At 45.9% G+C, this 16,203-nt stretch carries 11 protein-coding genes; 3 read left to right on the forward strand and 8 right to left on the reverse strand.

Features of this window, described 5'->3' with window-relative positions:
• Positions 1 to 13: 13 nt before the first annotated feature.
• The 4 genes from AC23N5_RS10225 to AC23N5_RS10240 are packed head-to-tail and all read right to left on the reverse strand — an operon-like array spanning position 14 to position 4,515.
• Positions 14 to 1,066 (reverse strand): VOC family protein, encoded by a 1,053-nt coding sequence (locus AC23N5_RS10225; RefSeq protein WP_183972478.1) that lies wholly within the window; start codon positions 1,064 to 1,066, stop codon positions 14 to 16.
• A 58-nt stretch (positions 1,067 to 1,124) separates the two neighbouring features.
• On the reverse strand, positions 1,125 to 3,410 hold the full coding sequence (locus AC23N5_RS10230) for a GH92 family glycosyl hydrolase (RefSeq protein ID WP_487755489.1): 2,286 nt from the start codon (positions 3,408 to 3,410) through the stop codon (positions 1,125 to 1,127).
• Positions 3,411 to 3,443: 33 nt separating this feature from the next.
• Positions 3,444 to 4,034 carry an acyl carrier protein phosphodiesterase gene (locus AC23N5_RS10235; protein ID WP_487755490.1) on the reverse strand — a complete coding sequence of 197 codons (591 nt, stop codon included), beginning with the start codon at positions 4,032 to 4,034 and terminating at the stop codon, positions 3,444 to 3,446.
• A 1-nt stretch (position 4,035) separates the two neighbouring features.
• Positions 4,036 to 4,515, reverse strand: coding sequence for a deoxycytidylate deaminase (locus tag AC23N5_RS10240; protein ID WP_122930674.1), 480 nt, complete (start codon positions 4,513 to 4,515; stop codon positions 4,036 to 4,038).
• Between the two features lie 64 nt (positions 4,516 to 4,579).
• Between AC23N5_RS10240 and AC23N5_RS10245 the strand changes: the two genes are divergently transcribed.
• Positions 4,580 to 5,680, forward strand: a complete 1,101-nt coding sequence (locus tag AC23N5_RS10245) for a DUF922 domain-containing protein (RefSeq protein WP_487755491.1) — start codon at positions 4,580 to 4,582, stop codon at positions 5,678 to 5,680.
• A 3-nt stretch (positions 5,681 to 5,683) separates the two neighbouring features.
• Here AC23N5_RS10245 and AC23N5_RS10250 read toward each other — a convergent pair whose 3' ends face one another.
• From AC23N5_RS10250 to AC23N5_RS10265, 4 genes are all read right to left on the reverse strand, one after another.
• Positions 5,684 to 6,457 (reverse strand): alpha/beta hydrolase, encoded by a 774-nt coding sequence (locus AC23N5_RS10250; RefSeq protein WP_487755492.1) that lies wholly within the window; start codon positions 6,455 to 6,457, stop codon positions 5,684 to 5,686.
• Positions 6,458 to 6,535: 78 nt separating this feature from the next.
• Positions 6,536 to 7,123, reverse strand: a complete 588-nt coding sequence (locus AC23N5_RS10255) for a Crp/Fnr family transcriptional regulator (protein ID WP_487755493.1) — start codon at positions 7,121 to 7,123, stop codon at positions 6,536 to 6,538.
• Between the two features lie 119 nt (positions 7,124 to 7,242).
• A complete protein-coding gene (locus AC23N5_RS10260) occupies positions 7,243 to 8,772 on the reverse strand; it encodes a SusD/RagB family nutrient-binding outer membrane lipoprotein (protein WP_487755494.1) in 1,530 nt (509 codons plus the stop codon).
• A 33-nt stretch (positions 8,773 to 8,805) separates the two neighbouring features.
• Entirely contained in the window at positions 8,806 to 11,982 is a 3,177-nt protein-coding gene (locus AC23N5_RS10265) for a SusC/RagA family TonB-linked outer membrane protein (protein WP_487755495.1), read from the reverse strand.
• Positions 11,983 to 12,547: 565 nt separating this feature from the next.
• Here AC23N5_RS10265 and AC23N5_RS10270 point away from each other — a divergent pair.
• Both AC23N5_RS10270 and wecB read left to right on the forward strand, forming a co-directional pair.
• On the forward strand, positions 12,548 to 14,929 hold the full coding sequence (locus AC23N5_RS10270) for a penicillin acylase family protein (RefSeq protein WP_487755496.1): 2,382 nt from the start codon (positions 12,548 to 12,550) through the stop codon (positions 14,927 to 14,929).
• 45 nt (positions 14,930 to 14,974) lie between these two features.
• On the forward strand, positions 14,975 to 16,078 hold the full coding sequence (wecB, locus tag AC23N5_RS10275; RefSeq protein WP_487755497.1) for a non-hydrolyzing UDP-N-acetylglucosamine 2-epimerase: 1,104 nt from the start codon (positions 14,975 to 14,977) through the stop codon (positions 16,076 to 16,078).
• Positions 16,079 to 16,203: the final 125 nt, after the last annotated feature.

Consider the following 16,203-nt stretch of genomic DNA (forward strand, 5'->3'; position numbering starts at 1 on the left):
CGTTTGACAACTATTAATCTTTTACTTTGCCCCAACCCAAGGTCGCTACCATCCAGTCGGGTAAGTGTGTTTGTTTCTTTCTTTTTTTCAAGTTGAGATAAATTCCCAATTTCTTCACAATAGGCACTTTGTGCGTTTCGACAAACTCAATAAGTGTTCCGTCGGGGTCTTCTACGTATGAGAATCGTCCTGCGGCTTCGCCCATGTCAAACGAATCGGCGCTATCGACCGTAAACGGGAAACCATTGGCTTGGCACTGATTCTTGAGGGCATCCATGTCAAGGGCATCAAAACAAAGGTGAATAAAACCTGCATCGCCCCAATCGCGGTCTTCAAAAATTTTGCGCGGAGTCCGATCTAACGCTTGTACCAGCTCGATTTCGATACCGCCGAGTAGCTTGCCAAATGCGCCTACTTTGCCCAACGTTTTGCGCAACAACACCCGACGAAAACGTTGCTTCTCGACGCCCAAAAACGCAAAATCCTCGAAAGTGCCCGTTTTATCATAAACGATTTGGTCGATTTGAAGCGTTCCTGCGTAAAAAGTAATGGCTTTGTCCATGTCACTTACCCCGATAACTGCTCCGCACACACCCCCTGTTAGGTGGCCATTGGGACGAAACCACGAGTCGTTGGGCACAATTTGAAGAATGTTATTACGGAAATCGCGCAGCCAAAATTGCTTGCGGTTTTCGGGAGAAGCACCTAAAGCCGATTTTTTCTCCTTGCTGCTGAGTTGTGTATAAAACGTAGGAACGTCAAGGCATTTAATTTTGATAGAAAAAATCCCTAAATCACCCAACACAGGCTCAAAGGTGGGTTCGACTGGAATGCGATTTTTGTACTGCCAAATTTCGACACCTCCGCCGCCCGCCATGTTTAAGGCCATGATGGCATGACGACGACGAACTTCCCCTGAAGTATAACACGTCATCAATTTCGCATCTGCTTCATCATTAAAAATGGGAACATTCAGACCAAGTGTTTTTCGGTACCACGTAAAGGCATCATTGGCGTTTGGAACACCAATGCCCACTTGTTGAATTCCGCTAATTAGTGCATTCATAAAAGTAGAGAAAGAGGGGGTTGGGTTATTTGATGATGGCTAATATAAGAAGTTTTTTTTAATATGAAGACAACTTATCGACCTCTTTCCCCCATTTGAGGTTTGGAGTTTCGCTCATTTCTAATTCTAATACGCCACCATTTTGAAGTTGTTCGTGGGTCAAAAACGCTGTTTTTAAAGGTTTTCCATTCAGCACAGCCGACCGAATATATCTATTTTTAGGGCTTTGCTTTTTGGCAATAAGTTGAAAAGATTTCCCATTGGCCAACCGTAACGTTGCTTCTTCCACACTCGGGCTTCCCAGCACGTAGTAGGGCTTTCCAGGACAAACTGGGTAAAATCCAACCATGCTAAAAACCAACCAAGCCGACATTTGCCCGCCGTCTTCGTTGCCGCTCAAACCGCCCGCGTCTGTCGAGTACTCCTCTTCTACCAGCTGCCGCACCCATTTTTGGGTTTTCCAAGGTTCGCCGCCGTAGGCATACAAATACACCGTGTGGTTGCCAGGTTCGTTGCCGTGCCAATATTTCCCTTGTTCAAACATGGTATCCAACTTTGAGATAAAACGCTCACGTCCACCCACTTGTGCAATTAAACCTTGGACATCGTGCGGAACAAACCAAGTGTATTGCGCAGGCGAGCCTTCCGTAATAAATGGTACCCTCGTGGCATAGGGGTCAAAATTTTTGCTCCATTGGCCGTTGGCATAACGTCCTCTTGCCCAGCCCGTTGCGGGGTCAATAACGTTTTTATAATTCAATGCTCGGCGGCGAAGTGCCTCATAATCTGCCGTTTTGCCCAACGCCTTTGCCAATGTGCTCAGACAAAAATCGTCGTAGGCATACTCCAGCGTGCGCGAAGTTTGTTCGCGCTTGTGAAACGCTTGCCACACGGAGTCTTCGAGCGGAATGTAGTTGTATTTCAAATAACTCACCAACGCCCTGCGCCCCTTGCCAGCTTCGTAGCTTTTGGGGTCGGCATTGGGCTTAAAGGCATTTTGATGTAAATAGTGATACCCTTTTTGAACATCAAAACCTCGAATCCCTTTGGCATAAGCATCGGCCATGGCCGACGCCACGTGGTCGCCAATCATGGCGGCCGTAAAATGATTCCAACACGGAAATATCGGCATCCATCCGCCTTGTTCGGCTTTGGTCACCAGCGACTGCATAAAATGCGACGAACGCTGGGGTTCTAACAACGTATGGAGCGGCATTCCAGCCCGAAATGTGTCCCAAAGACTGAAGTCACAATAGTAGTCAAAGCCGTTGGTTGTATGGATTTCGCTGTCATCGGCAAAACCTGGATAGCGCCCATCCACGTCCGAAAAAAGCCGAGGTGTATGCTTGGTATGGTACAAGGCCGTATAAAATAACGTTTTGGACTGCTCGCTGCCTTTGATGGCAATACGACCCAGTTCTTTGTTCCATGCCTCGGCAGCTTGTGCCTTGACTTTATTCAAGTCCCAATGAGAAAGCTCATTTGTAAGGTTGGTACGCGCCCCAGCGGCATCCGTAAAGGAAGAGCCCACCCGAACGTTGACCACGGGATTGGTCGTTATATCTATTTCAACATAAGCCCCAACCGACACCCGATTTCCTGCCCCTTTTACTTTTTGGCTACGGGGCTGAATTTCGTTGCCTTCCCACGTTCCGAAATTTTTAAACGGTTTTTCAAACTGAATGACGTAATACCCGCTAAAGCCAGCCGATTGTCCGCTGCCTTGGTAAATACGATGCACAGGATTATAAACAACCAGTTCGTTGCGGTCGGGCACAATTTCGACGTAGCCTTCGCCTTCATCGCTGTTGGGTTCAATCAATAGGTACGCAGGTGCTTTGTCCTGAAACGTAAATTTCAACAAGCCCGAACGCTTCGTTGCCGATACTTCTGCTTTGATGTGCGCGTCGGTTAGTTCAACCGAATAGTACGACGGCGACACTACTTCTTGGGCGTGCGAATACGAAGCAGCACGGTCAGCAGCGGCAATGCGAAGTTTGCCCGAAATCGGCATCAACGTCAGGCTACCATAATCTTGTACGCAGCTTCCATTAAGCCAGTGTGTCGCACGAAAACCGTTGATTTTGGGGTCGTTATAATAATAGGGAGCTATACATTTGGTTTCGGTGGCGCGGGTTTGTGGCGTCCAGGTCGTCATGCCGTGTGGATGGCCAATGGCAGGTGCAATTTGCCCGCGCAACTCGCTTGCTCCTTCACTGTGTCGGCGGGCACTTTCGGTGGTAGAAGGCGCCGAGCCAATCAAGGGATTGACGTAATCCACGGGTGTTTTTTGGGCAAAACAAACAAGGGGCAAAAGCCCCACCAGTAGTAAAAGACGTTTCATTCTAACTAGCAAATGGTTCAACTATACCAGTATCTAAATAAGAAAATCTTCACAACTACTCACCAAATCAGGAAAAAACGAGCGAAAATAGCTTTCGTACTGCGATTCTTTCTCCGCTAACTCCGCTCCTGCGTGTTCGATGCCTTTTAAAAAAGCAAACCGACGCGACATACCCTGAAACGAACGATTCATTCCTTCAATAAACTGGTAATGATATAGCCAATCGTATTTTATCATCGAATCGACCAGTAGCAAGGCTTCGGCGGGTAAAATGGCTCTATTGGCTTCCAATGTTTGATATACTTCTGCTACAAAGTCAGGCAGGGGTTGGGCGTGGTAGTCGTTAAAATGTTTGGCCAAAAAATAATCAAAGTACATGTCCATCACAACGCCCCGATACTTACCAAAACTGGAAGGCAATGCTTGGCGGCAAGCCAACCCCACGGGATGCGCATCCGTAAAAGAATCTATGTGTCGGTGCAGCAAAATGCCCTGTCGGATGGGTGTTGTGTAATGTGCATTCCGAGGGTGGTCGAGGCGACCTCGCACAAAATCGCCCAGTAAATTGCCCACAACCAGCGGTTTTTGACCGAACGACAAATAAAAATGTGCGAGATAGTTCATTTTATTGTGCGATAACCGCCGAGTGGTGGCGTTCTACTTGTACCCCAAATTTGCGCAAAAACTCCACGCCTTCGTCGATACCAATGCCTTTATAAGCCGCATACGAGTCCAAAAAAATGACCCGTTTTATTTTCATGGTATAAATCACCCGCGCGCACGCAATGCAGGGCGAAAGCGTTACGTAAAGCGTTGTTCCTTCGAGGTTTGCGCCGTTTTTGACAGCATACAAAATCGCATTTTGCTCGGCATGTAACGCCAACGAGCAACTTCCCTTCGAATCGCGCGGGCAGCCCGTTTCAGGAAACTCTTCGTCACAGTTGTGCGTTCCTGACGGTGGGCCGTTGTATCCAATTGAAATAATCCGTGTATCTTTGGTAAGGACAGCCCCCACTTGCGCTTTAATACAATGCGAGCGCCGTGCTAAATTTTGAGCCAATTCCATAAAAATATCGTCGAATGCGGGACGTTCCTGTGAAGCCATAAAGTTTGAATAGAATACCGTGATTGAACCAGCGAGAATCTGCAAAGTAACAAAAAGAAGAGGTATGAAGCATGTTTTAAAGGCAATTATGCACTGCCTTTTCTTGGGATGTTTGTTTCCAAACGTGATTTTGGCACAGGTTCAAACCTTGACACTTCAACCTGAACGCTTGAGTATCAGGCCCAATGGCTACTATATTGCGCAAGTAGTGGACGAGCGCGCCGTCACCTCCAACATTGGCAAAATTTGGAGTCGGCCCCAACCCATTACGGCCCTGCTACAAGGAGGAGCGGCCAAGGCCATTGAGACTTTTTTGAATCGTACCTTCAATCCTACCAAAACCGACACCTTGGTTCCTATCATCGTCGTTATCAAAGAATTACGCATCAGCGAAACCCTCACTCCCGCCAACCGTGTCAACGGTGAAATCAAATTAGGACTCAACTTCGAGACGTATCGAGAAGGTAAACGAACAGCCCTGACGGGTGCCAGTGCCGCAAGCACCTACACGCGCTCGGGCGTAACACCTGAGGATGTCATCGAATCCATGTTACGAAAACTCATTGAAAACCAACTCAAAGGCTTTAATAGCTGGTTCTCAAAAGGCATAAAAACGTCCGACGTCTTTGTACGGGAGCTTAAACTTATTTTTGAAGATAATTTACCCATTTCCGACGGTGACACGCTGTACTATCATTCTGAACGCCCCTTGGTATGGAAAGACTTTATGGGCGCACCCAGCGTATTAAGCCGCTGGGCCGCCCAAATATTCACCAGTTTTGGTTTTGAAGCACGGTCTTCGGTCAACAATCGGGTGCTGGAACTCAGGGTTAAGACCAAAGTTTGGATGGACAAAACAATTTCGTGGGTACGCCAAGATTCCAAAAATGACTATGTCCTTGACCACGAACAATTGCACTTTGACATCACCCGCTTGGTTTCGGAGCGCTTTCGGCGGCATTTAAAAACAATGGCCATTTCGCCCGAAGATTTCAGCAGCGAAATCCAGTATCAGTACATCGAATTTTACCGCAAGCACACTGAACTTCAGCAACAATACGACGAAGAGACGGCCCACGGCATCAACAAACCCCAACAAGCCGAATGGGTCAAAAAGGTGCGGGACGAGCTTCGCAGTTACGGCATCAAACCCGCCCATCCCTGAGCATTATGCCACTTTTTTTATCCAATTAAGCACATACGCAGCCACTTCTTCCCAGCCTTTTTCACCCGCTATGAAGTGACTTCTTCCCTCAAACTCCTTGAAGTCAACGAGGCTGTTTTTGTCTTTGTACGAACCTGCGATACGTTTTGTAAACGAGGAAGCAAAAATCGCATCCTTCGCTCCTCCAATAAACAACAAAGGTTGGTGTGGTTTTTTGAAGTCAATCGCCGAAAATGAACTCAACAGCGTATCACGGGCAATTTTTCTACTTTCAGGAACTGCAATTTGGTCGTACAAACAGTCGCTTTCTTCTTTGGAATAGTTGTTAAAAAAGGCTTTGTGATACCATTCTTTTGTGCCAAGATAAGGCTGGTTGCCTTTAAAGAAATTCACTACTGGCAACACAATTTTAACTGTTGCCCAAGGTGCCAAAACGTTTTTTGGAGGTGCTCCGTCGATGCTAACACCCGCCACGGCTTTGTCCAGTTCAATTAATTTTTGGACAACAAGCCCCGCCAAAGAATGCCCAACGACGATGGGTTTTTCTGGTAACGTATCAATGAGCTTTACGATGTTCATTACCACATCCTCAAAACCCGTTTTGGTCAGGTCGGGGTGAACCGTCGTGCGCAGTTCCGAAGGCACACCTTCGTGGCCTGGGTTGGCAGGGGTATAAACCTTGTAGCCTTGCGCTTCAAAAAAGGTTTTCCATTGCGCCCAGCTTGTGTTATTTACAAAAAGTCCGTGAATAAGTACGATTGTTTTGGTCGATTTCATTTTCGTAAGTGTTTGATTTTGATGACACAAAGGTCTCACTCAGGGTTGACAATAATTTTAACCTGAGTTAAAATCGAATCACTTACGCGATAATCTTTTTCGGATACGGCTCAAAGACGGCCCTTGAATTCCTAAGTAAGAAGAAATATGATAGAGTGGCACATTATTGAAAATGTCGGGGTGGTGTTCTATTAATTCAAGGTAACGTTGTTCGGGCGATTTAAACAAAAAACCTTCCAGTCGCCCCATGCTGACATTGAACGCTTCCTGGGCCAGCAGCCTCCCAAACTTTTCCCATGCGTGAGACTGCTTATACAAGCTTAAAAGGTCAAGAATATTGATAAAAATAACCGTCGCATCGGTCAGTGCTTGGGTATGGTAGTCGCAGGGGGCTTGGTTGATAAAACTTTTGAAGGACACCACAAAGCCGTTGGCCGAATACAAAAAAACGTTTTTCTCCTCCCCCGTTGCCTCATCCACCGTAAACGACCGAAACACCCCAGTCGTAACAAAACCTAAATCTTTGCAGATGGTACGGTGGCGGTTGTAGTATTCGCCTTTTTTATAGGTTTTTTGTTTCCAATACCCCGCCGAAAGTCCAAAATCGTCGGCGGTGAGCCCTGCAAAATGTTGGAGTGCCATTTGTAATTTTTCACTATCTGTCATTTCATTGGGTGATTTAGGAACGATGGCTTTTTGATTAAAAATAAGCGTTGATGGCCATAAAAACAACAACCCGCACGAGAATCGCGCGGGTTGTTGATACTATTGGAAACCTTACAATTTTATTGAAGAATCCACATCGGTTTGTTGTAGTCGTCGTTTCCAGCGTACTGCGACTGAATCGCGCTGTTTACGTTCGCTGTGTTGTAATCCAATTCTTTTTGTGGATAAATCCAACGAACTGGAAACTTGTCAGCAGGTACGTTCAAGTTTGACTTAGGGTTCAATGGGAACACAGGGAAACCTGTACGACGGTTTTCAAAAAACGCATCAAACGGCGCGTGGAGCATAAATGTGCTCAAATAACGCTGCGTAATGATTTGCTCCAACTGCACGGCTTCACTAGCCGTCGTTTTCAACTTCACTTTGTCTGAAGCGACATAAGCATCAATGTAAGCATCCGTCATTTTACGTTTGTGGTGAAACATCTCGTTGTCAGGTGTAAAACCAGCCGTAAACTTCATACTCGCTTTGATACCATCCGTATAGTGCGTGCTTGCCGAGCTAGTAATCCAGCCACGAAGCGCACCTTCTGCCAACATAAATTTGGCCATGGCGTAGCTAAGTATATATACAGGCTCTGCGTTGGCAAGTTCGAGGTAGCGGCTATTTACGTTTGAGTAATCCTTGCCCCCAAAAATGGTTGTCAAATCTCCGTAAACCATCGAAGGATCATAACCCAAGTAAGAATCCCAGCTATCAATCGCTGCTCCTTTGGCGATTTTCACTGGCGAAGGATCGGCATAGTAGAACAAACGGTAGTCTTCCAAATCTTTAAGTCTATCCACAACCACGTTTGTCATCATGGTGTATAAGCGCGTCGTGTTACCTAGTTTGTAGAACGGATAACGTTGACCCGCCAAGTCCGAATAGGTCACTTGGAAGTTGTCAGCGTTGCTTTCAAAGATAGGCTTGGTGGTAACGATGGTGTTAAAACGCTCTTTTACTTTCAAATCTGCCTCGCCCGTTTTGCGGTACAAGTGCAACAATACTTGAAGTTCAAATGTATTCACCAATTTTCTCCACTTTGTGATGTCTCCACCGTAGATAGGGTCACCGTCGAATTTGATACCGCTGGCAAACAATTTGTCGGCTTCTTCTAGTTCGTTCAATACCCCCGCCATTACTTCTTTCTGGGTCGAATATTTAGGGTTCAATGTCCCTTTTTCACCCAACAAAGCCTCGGCATAAGGAATATCTCCCAACTGCATCGACAACCAGAAAAACTTATTCGCTCTTACAAATTTTCCGAGAGCGGTATATGAGTTTTTGTACGCGCCATCGGGCGATAGTTCAATCATCTTTTCGACGTTGTTCAACACCGCCAAGCCGTCAAAGTTTGCTCTTCCGAGGTAATTGTATTGCGCATTTTCGGGGAATTCCATCCGGATGATGGACTTCCCGTTCATCATCGACGAGATGCTTCCGAGTGAGTTTCTCGACACATCAAGGATAAGCGTAGTTGCCAGCATGGGCGCAGACGCTTTGGTCGCCGCGTTGGGGTTGGTATTGATCTGATCAAAGTTTGAGCAACTGCTCATTGAAAGACCCGCCACCGCGATTAAAAAGTATTTTTTCAATGTAAATTTCATACCTAATTCTTTTTAATGTGATGCAATTGATTCTTAGAACGTCAACGTGATGTTACCTCCCATGTAACGAACTGAAGGCGATGTCAACTGCGTATCGTCTGCTTTGTCTGGGTCAGCAAAACGGAAAGCTTTTGTCCACATCCATACGTTTTGGCCTGTCAAAGAAATAGAACCAGAACGTGCTCCGAGCAACTTGGCGATGTTTGAAGGAAGGTTGTAGCCTAAAGACACCTCTCTAAGTTTGAAGAACGTCGCATCGGTGATACCGCGAGTACCGTCGCCGTACGAGCGAGCGTAATCTTGGTACGACACTTTGGCTTCGTTTGGAGCAAATACGCGCGTGTCGTTGGTAATGTTACCAAAGCTATCAAACGTTACGGCGCCCGACTTCACAATCACTCCTTGTCCTACGAACGATTTGTTTTTGTTCACCACTTCGTCGTATCTCCATTGGTTGTCTGAATCTGGGTGCGCACCCGTATCCCACATTTTGTACGAAGTATAGTTGTTCAATACTCCACCTACGCGGCCGTCAAAGTTGACCATCAAATTGAATTGCTTGTACTTGATGGTATTGGCAAAGCCCCACAAGAATTTAGGATCTGTGTAACCACGTAAGTAGCTATAATCGCTCAACAATGGCAAACCATTGGTACGGTGAATCATGCTTCCAGAAGCTGGGTCGGTCATCCACACACGGTCTGTGTAAACATCCATACGTCCACCTGCGACAGTCCAAGCATTTTTAGCTGAATTTGGCGCAATTTCTTTGAAATAACGGTGGTTGTACGAGTAGTTGGCGGTGGCATCCCATTGCCAATCTTTGTTTTTAAGGATGGTTGCATCAAGGCTCACTTCCAAACCTCTTCTTACAATCGTCTCGTCCCAGTTGATAAGTGTACTGTTAAATCCTGACGCCGTCGAAACGTTAGCAAATGTTTGACGGTTGTAGGTGTATTTGTTGAAGTACGCTACGTCCAATTTTAAGCGTTTTTTCAAGAAATACGCCGCCGTTCCCACTTCCCACGTACGGTTAGTTTCTGGAAGGATGTTTTCGGCGTTACGGATGGTCGTTGGGTAAGCTGCTGAGTTAAATGTATTCCACGCGCCAATCGTCGTTCCGTACGTTTGGTTGGTAGCATAAATACCCAAATCAGACTTAGAAAGCGTCCAAGAACCGCGCAATTTCCAGAAATCAAGCCAAGAAGGCATTGTACCCAATACTTCACTGATCACGAAGCTACCACCCACCGATGGATAGAAATATGAACGTGAGTTTTTAGGCATAGTTGAGCTCCAGTCGTTACGACCCGTTGCATCAACAAAAAGCATGTTTTTGTACGAAAGGGTTAACTTCGCGTAAGCACTGTTTACTTGTTTGGCACGGGTTCCTTTGCTAACGTCAGTAAATCCAAGTGGATCTGCTCCCACAGATACGTTAGGACGTTCAACCGAGTTATTCAACGAATAATACCCTGGAATCAAAATACCACTCCGTGTTGAGCTATACAAGTTGTTGTTATCCATTTTATAAATAGCCGCCCCTAACAATCCATCAATGTTGAACTCGCCAAAGTTTTTATTGTAGGTCAACAAGGCGTCTCCATTGAAACTATAACCTGTACTTTTGTTAATCGAATACAAACCTGGGGTATCCCATCCACGGTTTGAGAGAATGTTTGGCGGGTTGCGTTTTGTTTCGTCGTTGCTATACAAATCAAAACCAGGACGAATCACCAAGTTAGCTCCTTCAAACAGTTTATACGTAGCGGTAAGATTCGCATTCAAACGGTTTTCATAGATACCCCATACTTTTTCGTGCGCCATCAAATATGGGTTGTCGTACCAAGCCTTGTAATGCCAGTTTTGCTGAACGTCAGGAATCAACCAATAGTTATCCTTATAATCAGCCAAACGGTACTCAGGTCCCATCCAAATCAAGATATTGTACATGTAGCCTTGGTCGCTATACCCTGCTCCCATGATTTGGGGGGCGTTACGCTTGTTGTAGCCCATTTGGCTCGACAACTTAAAACGATCGCCCACTTTCATCTCACCACTTAGGGTAAAGTTGTAGTTGTTTGAGGTCAAGTTTGGATATTGGCCTTTGTTGTAAACGTGGGTCAACGAGGCACGGAAACTACCATTTTCGCCCGTTTGTGCCACACTTACGCTATTGTTGGTAATCAACCCTGGAACCAAGAAATCATTGAAGTTGTCTTTTCCGCTTGATACTAGCTCACGCATTTCCATTTGTTTGGTAAATGGATTCCATTGGTTTGCCATTTTACCCGCGTCCAATTTTTGTCCCCACACGTAGTCAGTTGGGTCATACACCCCACCAATCCCTGCGCTGTATGAACTTTGTACTTTGGGAAGCATCAAGAAACCTGCATTGAACATGTTGTTGGAGTTGACCGTAACGGTAAGCCCTTTGCCTGACGCCCCTTTCTTGGTCGTGACAATGATGGCACCGCTACCTCCGCGAGAACCGTACAAAGCCGAAGCCGTTGGTCCTTTCAACACGTCAACGCTCTCGATGTCATCTTGCGCGATGTTGTTGAGAGAGATGTTATTATAAGGTACCCCATCAATCACAATAAGCGGCGATTCACCCCGCAAGCTGATGGCTGGCATTTGGTTAAACTCCGTACTGTTGCGTACCCACAAACCCGATACGCGGCCCGTCAATGACGTACCAACGCTTACTCCCTTTACCGTTTGGAGCGAAGGGCCTGATACTTTTTGTACGGCATACCCTAGTGATTTTTCTTCGCGTTTCACCCCCAAAGCCGTTACCACTACCTCGTTCAAGATTTTGGTATCGGTTGTCATTTTAATGGAAAGTGAAGTTTGGGTACCTACCACAATTTCTTGAGAAGCATATCCAATGAAAGAGATGGAAAGGACGGATTTGTCGCTTTTCACCGAAAGTTTGAACTTACCAGCGGCATCCGTAAGCGTACCATTGGTTGTTCCTTTTTCAACAACGTTCACTCCTGGAAGCGCCTCACCATTTTCATCGGTAATTGTTCCAGTAATGTCTTGTGCTGCTTTCTGAGTCCCTACTTTGTGTGAGGGTGGGGTGGCAGCATACGCCCCCGTGATAGTTGAACTGGTTAGTACAGAAAGCGAAAGCATAGAACCCGCTACAAATAACAATGGGCTCCTGTCTTTCAGCAAAATGTGGGAAAGTAATGTTTTTCTCATTTGCTTTTTATTGAGAGTTGGGAAATAAAAAAACAAAAAAATACAATTTCCACGCGTAAAACGGTGGCAAAGAAGGGCAGAAACAGTGTTTGATCAGTTAGTTAATTAAGTTAGTTTGTGAATGATTTATTTAAAATGATGAGGTTGCTAATATACTATTTCTTTTACATTCGTGAGCAAAAGTGGTGCAAAAATAGTTTAGGCATTCTACACACAAAAGCCAATGTTGTTATCAAAACATTAACTCTATTGTCAAAAGTCCCTATTTTTTTCAAAAAAACATGAGCCATAGTATAGGTAAATTAAACTATAACCCTCCCCTTTTTATCCGACGTTTTCTATTTTTTATTAAAACAAAAAACTATATTTAGGTACATTTTCACTCAAACAAGGCTTAATTGAAATTATCCAAGAAAATGCTTTGTTTGGTGGTCGTTGCTTAAATTTTTGCCAGCAATCCTCAAACTACATACAGCTGAATAGTAAAAAAAGACTACTTGAAGTATGTTATTTTATTGTTAAATTTCATTTTCAAACGTAACCTCTCCCAACCTAATCTACCCTCGTGAAACGCTTCAAACTGCTCTCGTTTTGCCTTACTTTGGGGCTAGTTTGCTCCCTTTCTGCCCAAGAACTGTCCGTCAAAGGGTTTAAACAACCCGTCGAAGTCATTCGTGACCGCTGGGGGATTTCGCACATTTATGCCCAAAATGAGCACGATTTATTTATGGCGCAAGGCTACGTAGCTGCCTCCGACCGTCTATTTCAGCTTGAAATTTGGCGACGACAAGCTACGGGTACGGTGGCCGAACTGCTGGGCGAAAAAGAGCTAAAACGAGACATTGGCACTCGTTTGTTTAAGTTTCGCGGTAATCTAACAACCGAGCTAAACCACTATCATCCCCGTAGTGCGCAGATTATCAAGGCATTTGTGGAAGGAATTAATGCCTATGTGGGCGAAATGCGACAGCATCCCGAAAAACTTTCCTTTGAATTTAAAGTATTGAATACGCTTCCTGATTTTTGGACGCCCGAAGTTGTCATCAGTCGGCACCAAGGGTTGCTGAGCAACGTCAAAGACGAATTGAACAACGCCCGAATTGTGCATTTGGCAGGCGCCGAAAAGCTCCGAGAATTGCAGTGGTTTCATCCCGTCCGAAACGCGCAAGAACCCGATTTGAGTCTTGATAAAGTCATCAAAGGGGAAGAATTGTTTCAACCTATTTTGGATATATATGAGGCATTTCGGTCGCCCTTAAAATTTACGAAAGAAGACAAACGTACGGGACAAGCCTTCGATTTTGACGCTTGGTACGAAGAAGAAAAGCTCCAAGTAGGTTCTAACAACTGGATAATTGACGGAAAACACGCTCAAAGTGGCTACCCCATGCTCGCCAACGACCCGCACCGCGCGCAATCGGTGCCAGGACTTCGGTACTGGATTCACCTCAACGCCCCAGGTTGGAACGCGATTGGCGCGGGTGAACCTTCGCTTCCAGGCGTTTCCATTGGCCACAACGACCACGCCGCTTGGGGGCTCACCATTTTTGAAACCGACAACGAGGATTTGTACGTCTATGAAACCAATCCACAAAACCCCAATCAATACAAATACCAAGGGAAGTGGGAAGCGTTGAAGGTAATTCAGGATACCATTAAAGTAGCCAATCAAGCTCCCGTGGTAGTTGCGTTGAAATACACTCGCCACGGCCCCGTGACGTTTGAAGATACCAAAAACCACAAATTATATGCCGTAAGGGCAGGTTGGCGCGAAGAAGGTTGTGCGCCTTATTTGGCGAGTTTGCGCATGAACCAAGCCAAAACGTGGGAAGAGTTTCGTACGGCCTGTACTTTCAGTCGGATTCCTGGGGAAAACATGATTTATGCCGACCAAAAAGGCAACATTGGTTGGCAAGCCGTTGGGATTTCTCCCATTCGCAAAAATTGGACAGGCTTAGTGCCCGTTGCTGGAGATGGCCGCTACGAATGGGCGGGTTATTTGCCGATTGTGCAACTTCCGCATAAAATCAACCCTTCGGAGGGGTACGTCGTTACGGCCAACAACAACTTAACGCCCGTTGATTTTCCGTACCGAAATGCCGTTGGTTGGACGTGGGCAAACCCCGTCCGTGCGCACCGCATTGAAGAAGTGCTCAATGCAGGCAAACGGATGAACCTTCAGGATTTTGCCACCTTACAAACCGATTATCTTTCTGTTTCGGCCCGTACGCTCGTGCCACTTCTCCTCAAAAATCCAACCTATGGTTCGAAAGAAGCCGAACAAGCCAAACAACGGCTGACGCAATGGGATTATCATCTTACCTCCACCTCCATCGCCGCCGCTATTTATGCCGAATGGGAAACACAGCTAAAACTAGCCATGCATACGTTGATGGTGCCCGAAAACATTCGAACGTATTACAAAACCTTGCCCATGAAACGAATCGTGGATTGGTTGGTGACGCCAACATCAGCATTTGGTCAAAACCCAGTAGCAGGCAGGGATGAATTTTTAAGTAAATCGTTCCAAAAAGCAATTGAAACGCTTCAAAAAAGACTTGGTAACGACCAAAATCAGTGGCAGTATGGCCAACCCAAAAACAAACACATTGCCCTCAAACACGCCCTGAGTGAGTTGGTTAGTGAAGAACAACGGGCAAAAATCAACCTTGGCCCACTCCCACGCGGCGGCTATGGCGAAACGGTGGGCAATACAGGAGGCCAATTAAACCAGGAACATGGCGCTTCTTTTCGGATATTGGTGGATACCGAAGACTGGGATAAAACCTTGGGAATAAACAACCCAGGCCAATCGGGCAACCCCGACGACCCGCATTACCGCGATTTGTTTGAGCTTTGGGCCAAAGACGGTTTTTTCCCCGTTTATTTTACCAAAGATAAAATCAAAACCATTGCTGACCGAACGTGGACGTTTAAGGCTCAGTAGAAATACGTACTTTTACCCCAAAGTCAGACCGAATCTTACTGTAGAATGAAAATAGTGAATATCGTGGGGGCACGCCCCAATTTTATGAAAGTGGCACCATTGCACCGAGCCTTTCAAAAACGAAGCGAAATTGAGTCTAAAATTGTCCATACTGGTCAGCATTACGACGCCAAAATGTCGGATGTATTTTTTAATCAGCTCGAACTTCCTCAACCTCATTATTTTTTGGGCATTGGCGGCGGAACACACGCCCAACAAACCGCCAAAATTATGTTGGAGTTTGAAAAAGTAATGGAAGCAGAGAAGCCCGATTTGGTGCTCGTGGTTGGGGACGTTACTTCTACCATTGCTTGTGCGCTCGTTGCCAGTAAAATGCACGTACCGATTGCGCACGTTGAAGCGGGTTTGCGTAGTGGCGACCGCCGAATGCCCGAAGAAATCAATCGGATTTTGACGGATAGCATTTCAGACTTGCTTTTTGTGACCGAACAAGCAGGCATCGACAACCTGAAACGCGAGGGAGTTCCCGACGAAAAAGTATTTATGGTGGGAAATTGCATGATTGATTCGTTGGTACATTACCGCCAAAAAGCCCAACAACTTAGGATTTTGGCTGATTTTGGGGTTGCGAAGGGCGAATACGTGCTAATGACCATGCACCGCCCCGCCAACGTCGATACGGCCGAAGGACTTTCGAGTATTTTGCAAATTGTAGCCGATACCGTTAAATACAAAAAAGTCATTTTCCCGATTCACCCAAGAACCCGTTCTAACATCGAAAAATTTGGGTTGAGTGACCAACTTGCCCGCATCGAAGGCATGCTGCTTACCGAGCCGCAAGGGTATTTGGAATTTCTTCATTTGATGGAGAACTCGGCATTGGTCGTTACCGATTCGGGCGGAATTCAGGAAGAAACAACGTATTTACAAGTGCCATGCCTGACGTTTCGGGACAGTACCGAACGCCCCGTCACGGTGGAGCTTGGCACCAATCAGTTGCTTGCCGACTTAAATCCCCAAACGGTTCACGAAAAAGTAGTTGAAATTTTGGAAGGGCGAATCAAACAAGGAATCATTCCTCCCCTTTGGGACGGTAACGCCGCCGAACGGATAGCGGATATTCTGAGTCCGTTAGCTGTTATTCGTTAGCCGTTATCTGGTTTCTTTAAGTAATAAAGCAAAAGTTCTAGAGTAATTCAAAGTAGCCTCGGTAGAGGCGCAACATTTGTAGTAACAACAGGTAATTTTTTAATTTTTGCTTCGTAGAAGCACAA

This window comes from Runella sp. R5_40 (assembly GCF_057652295.1).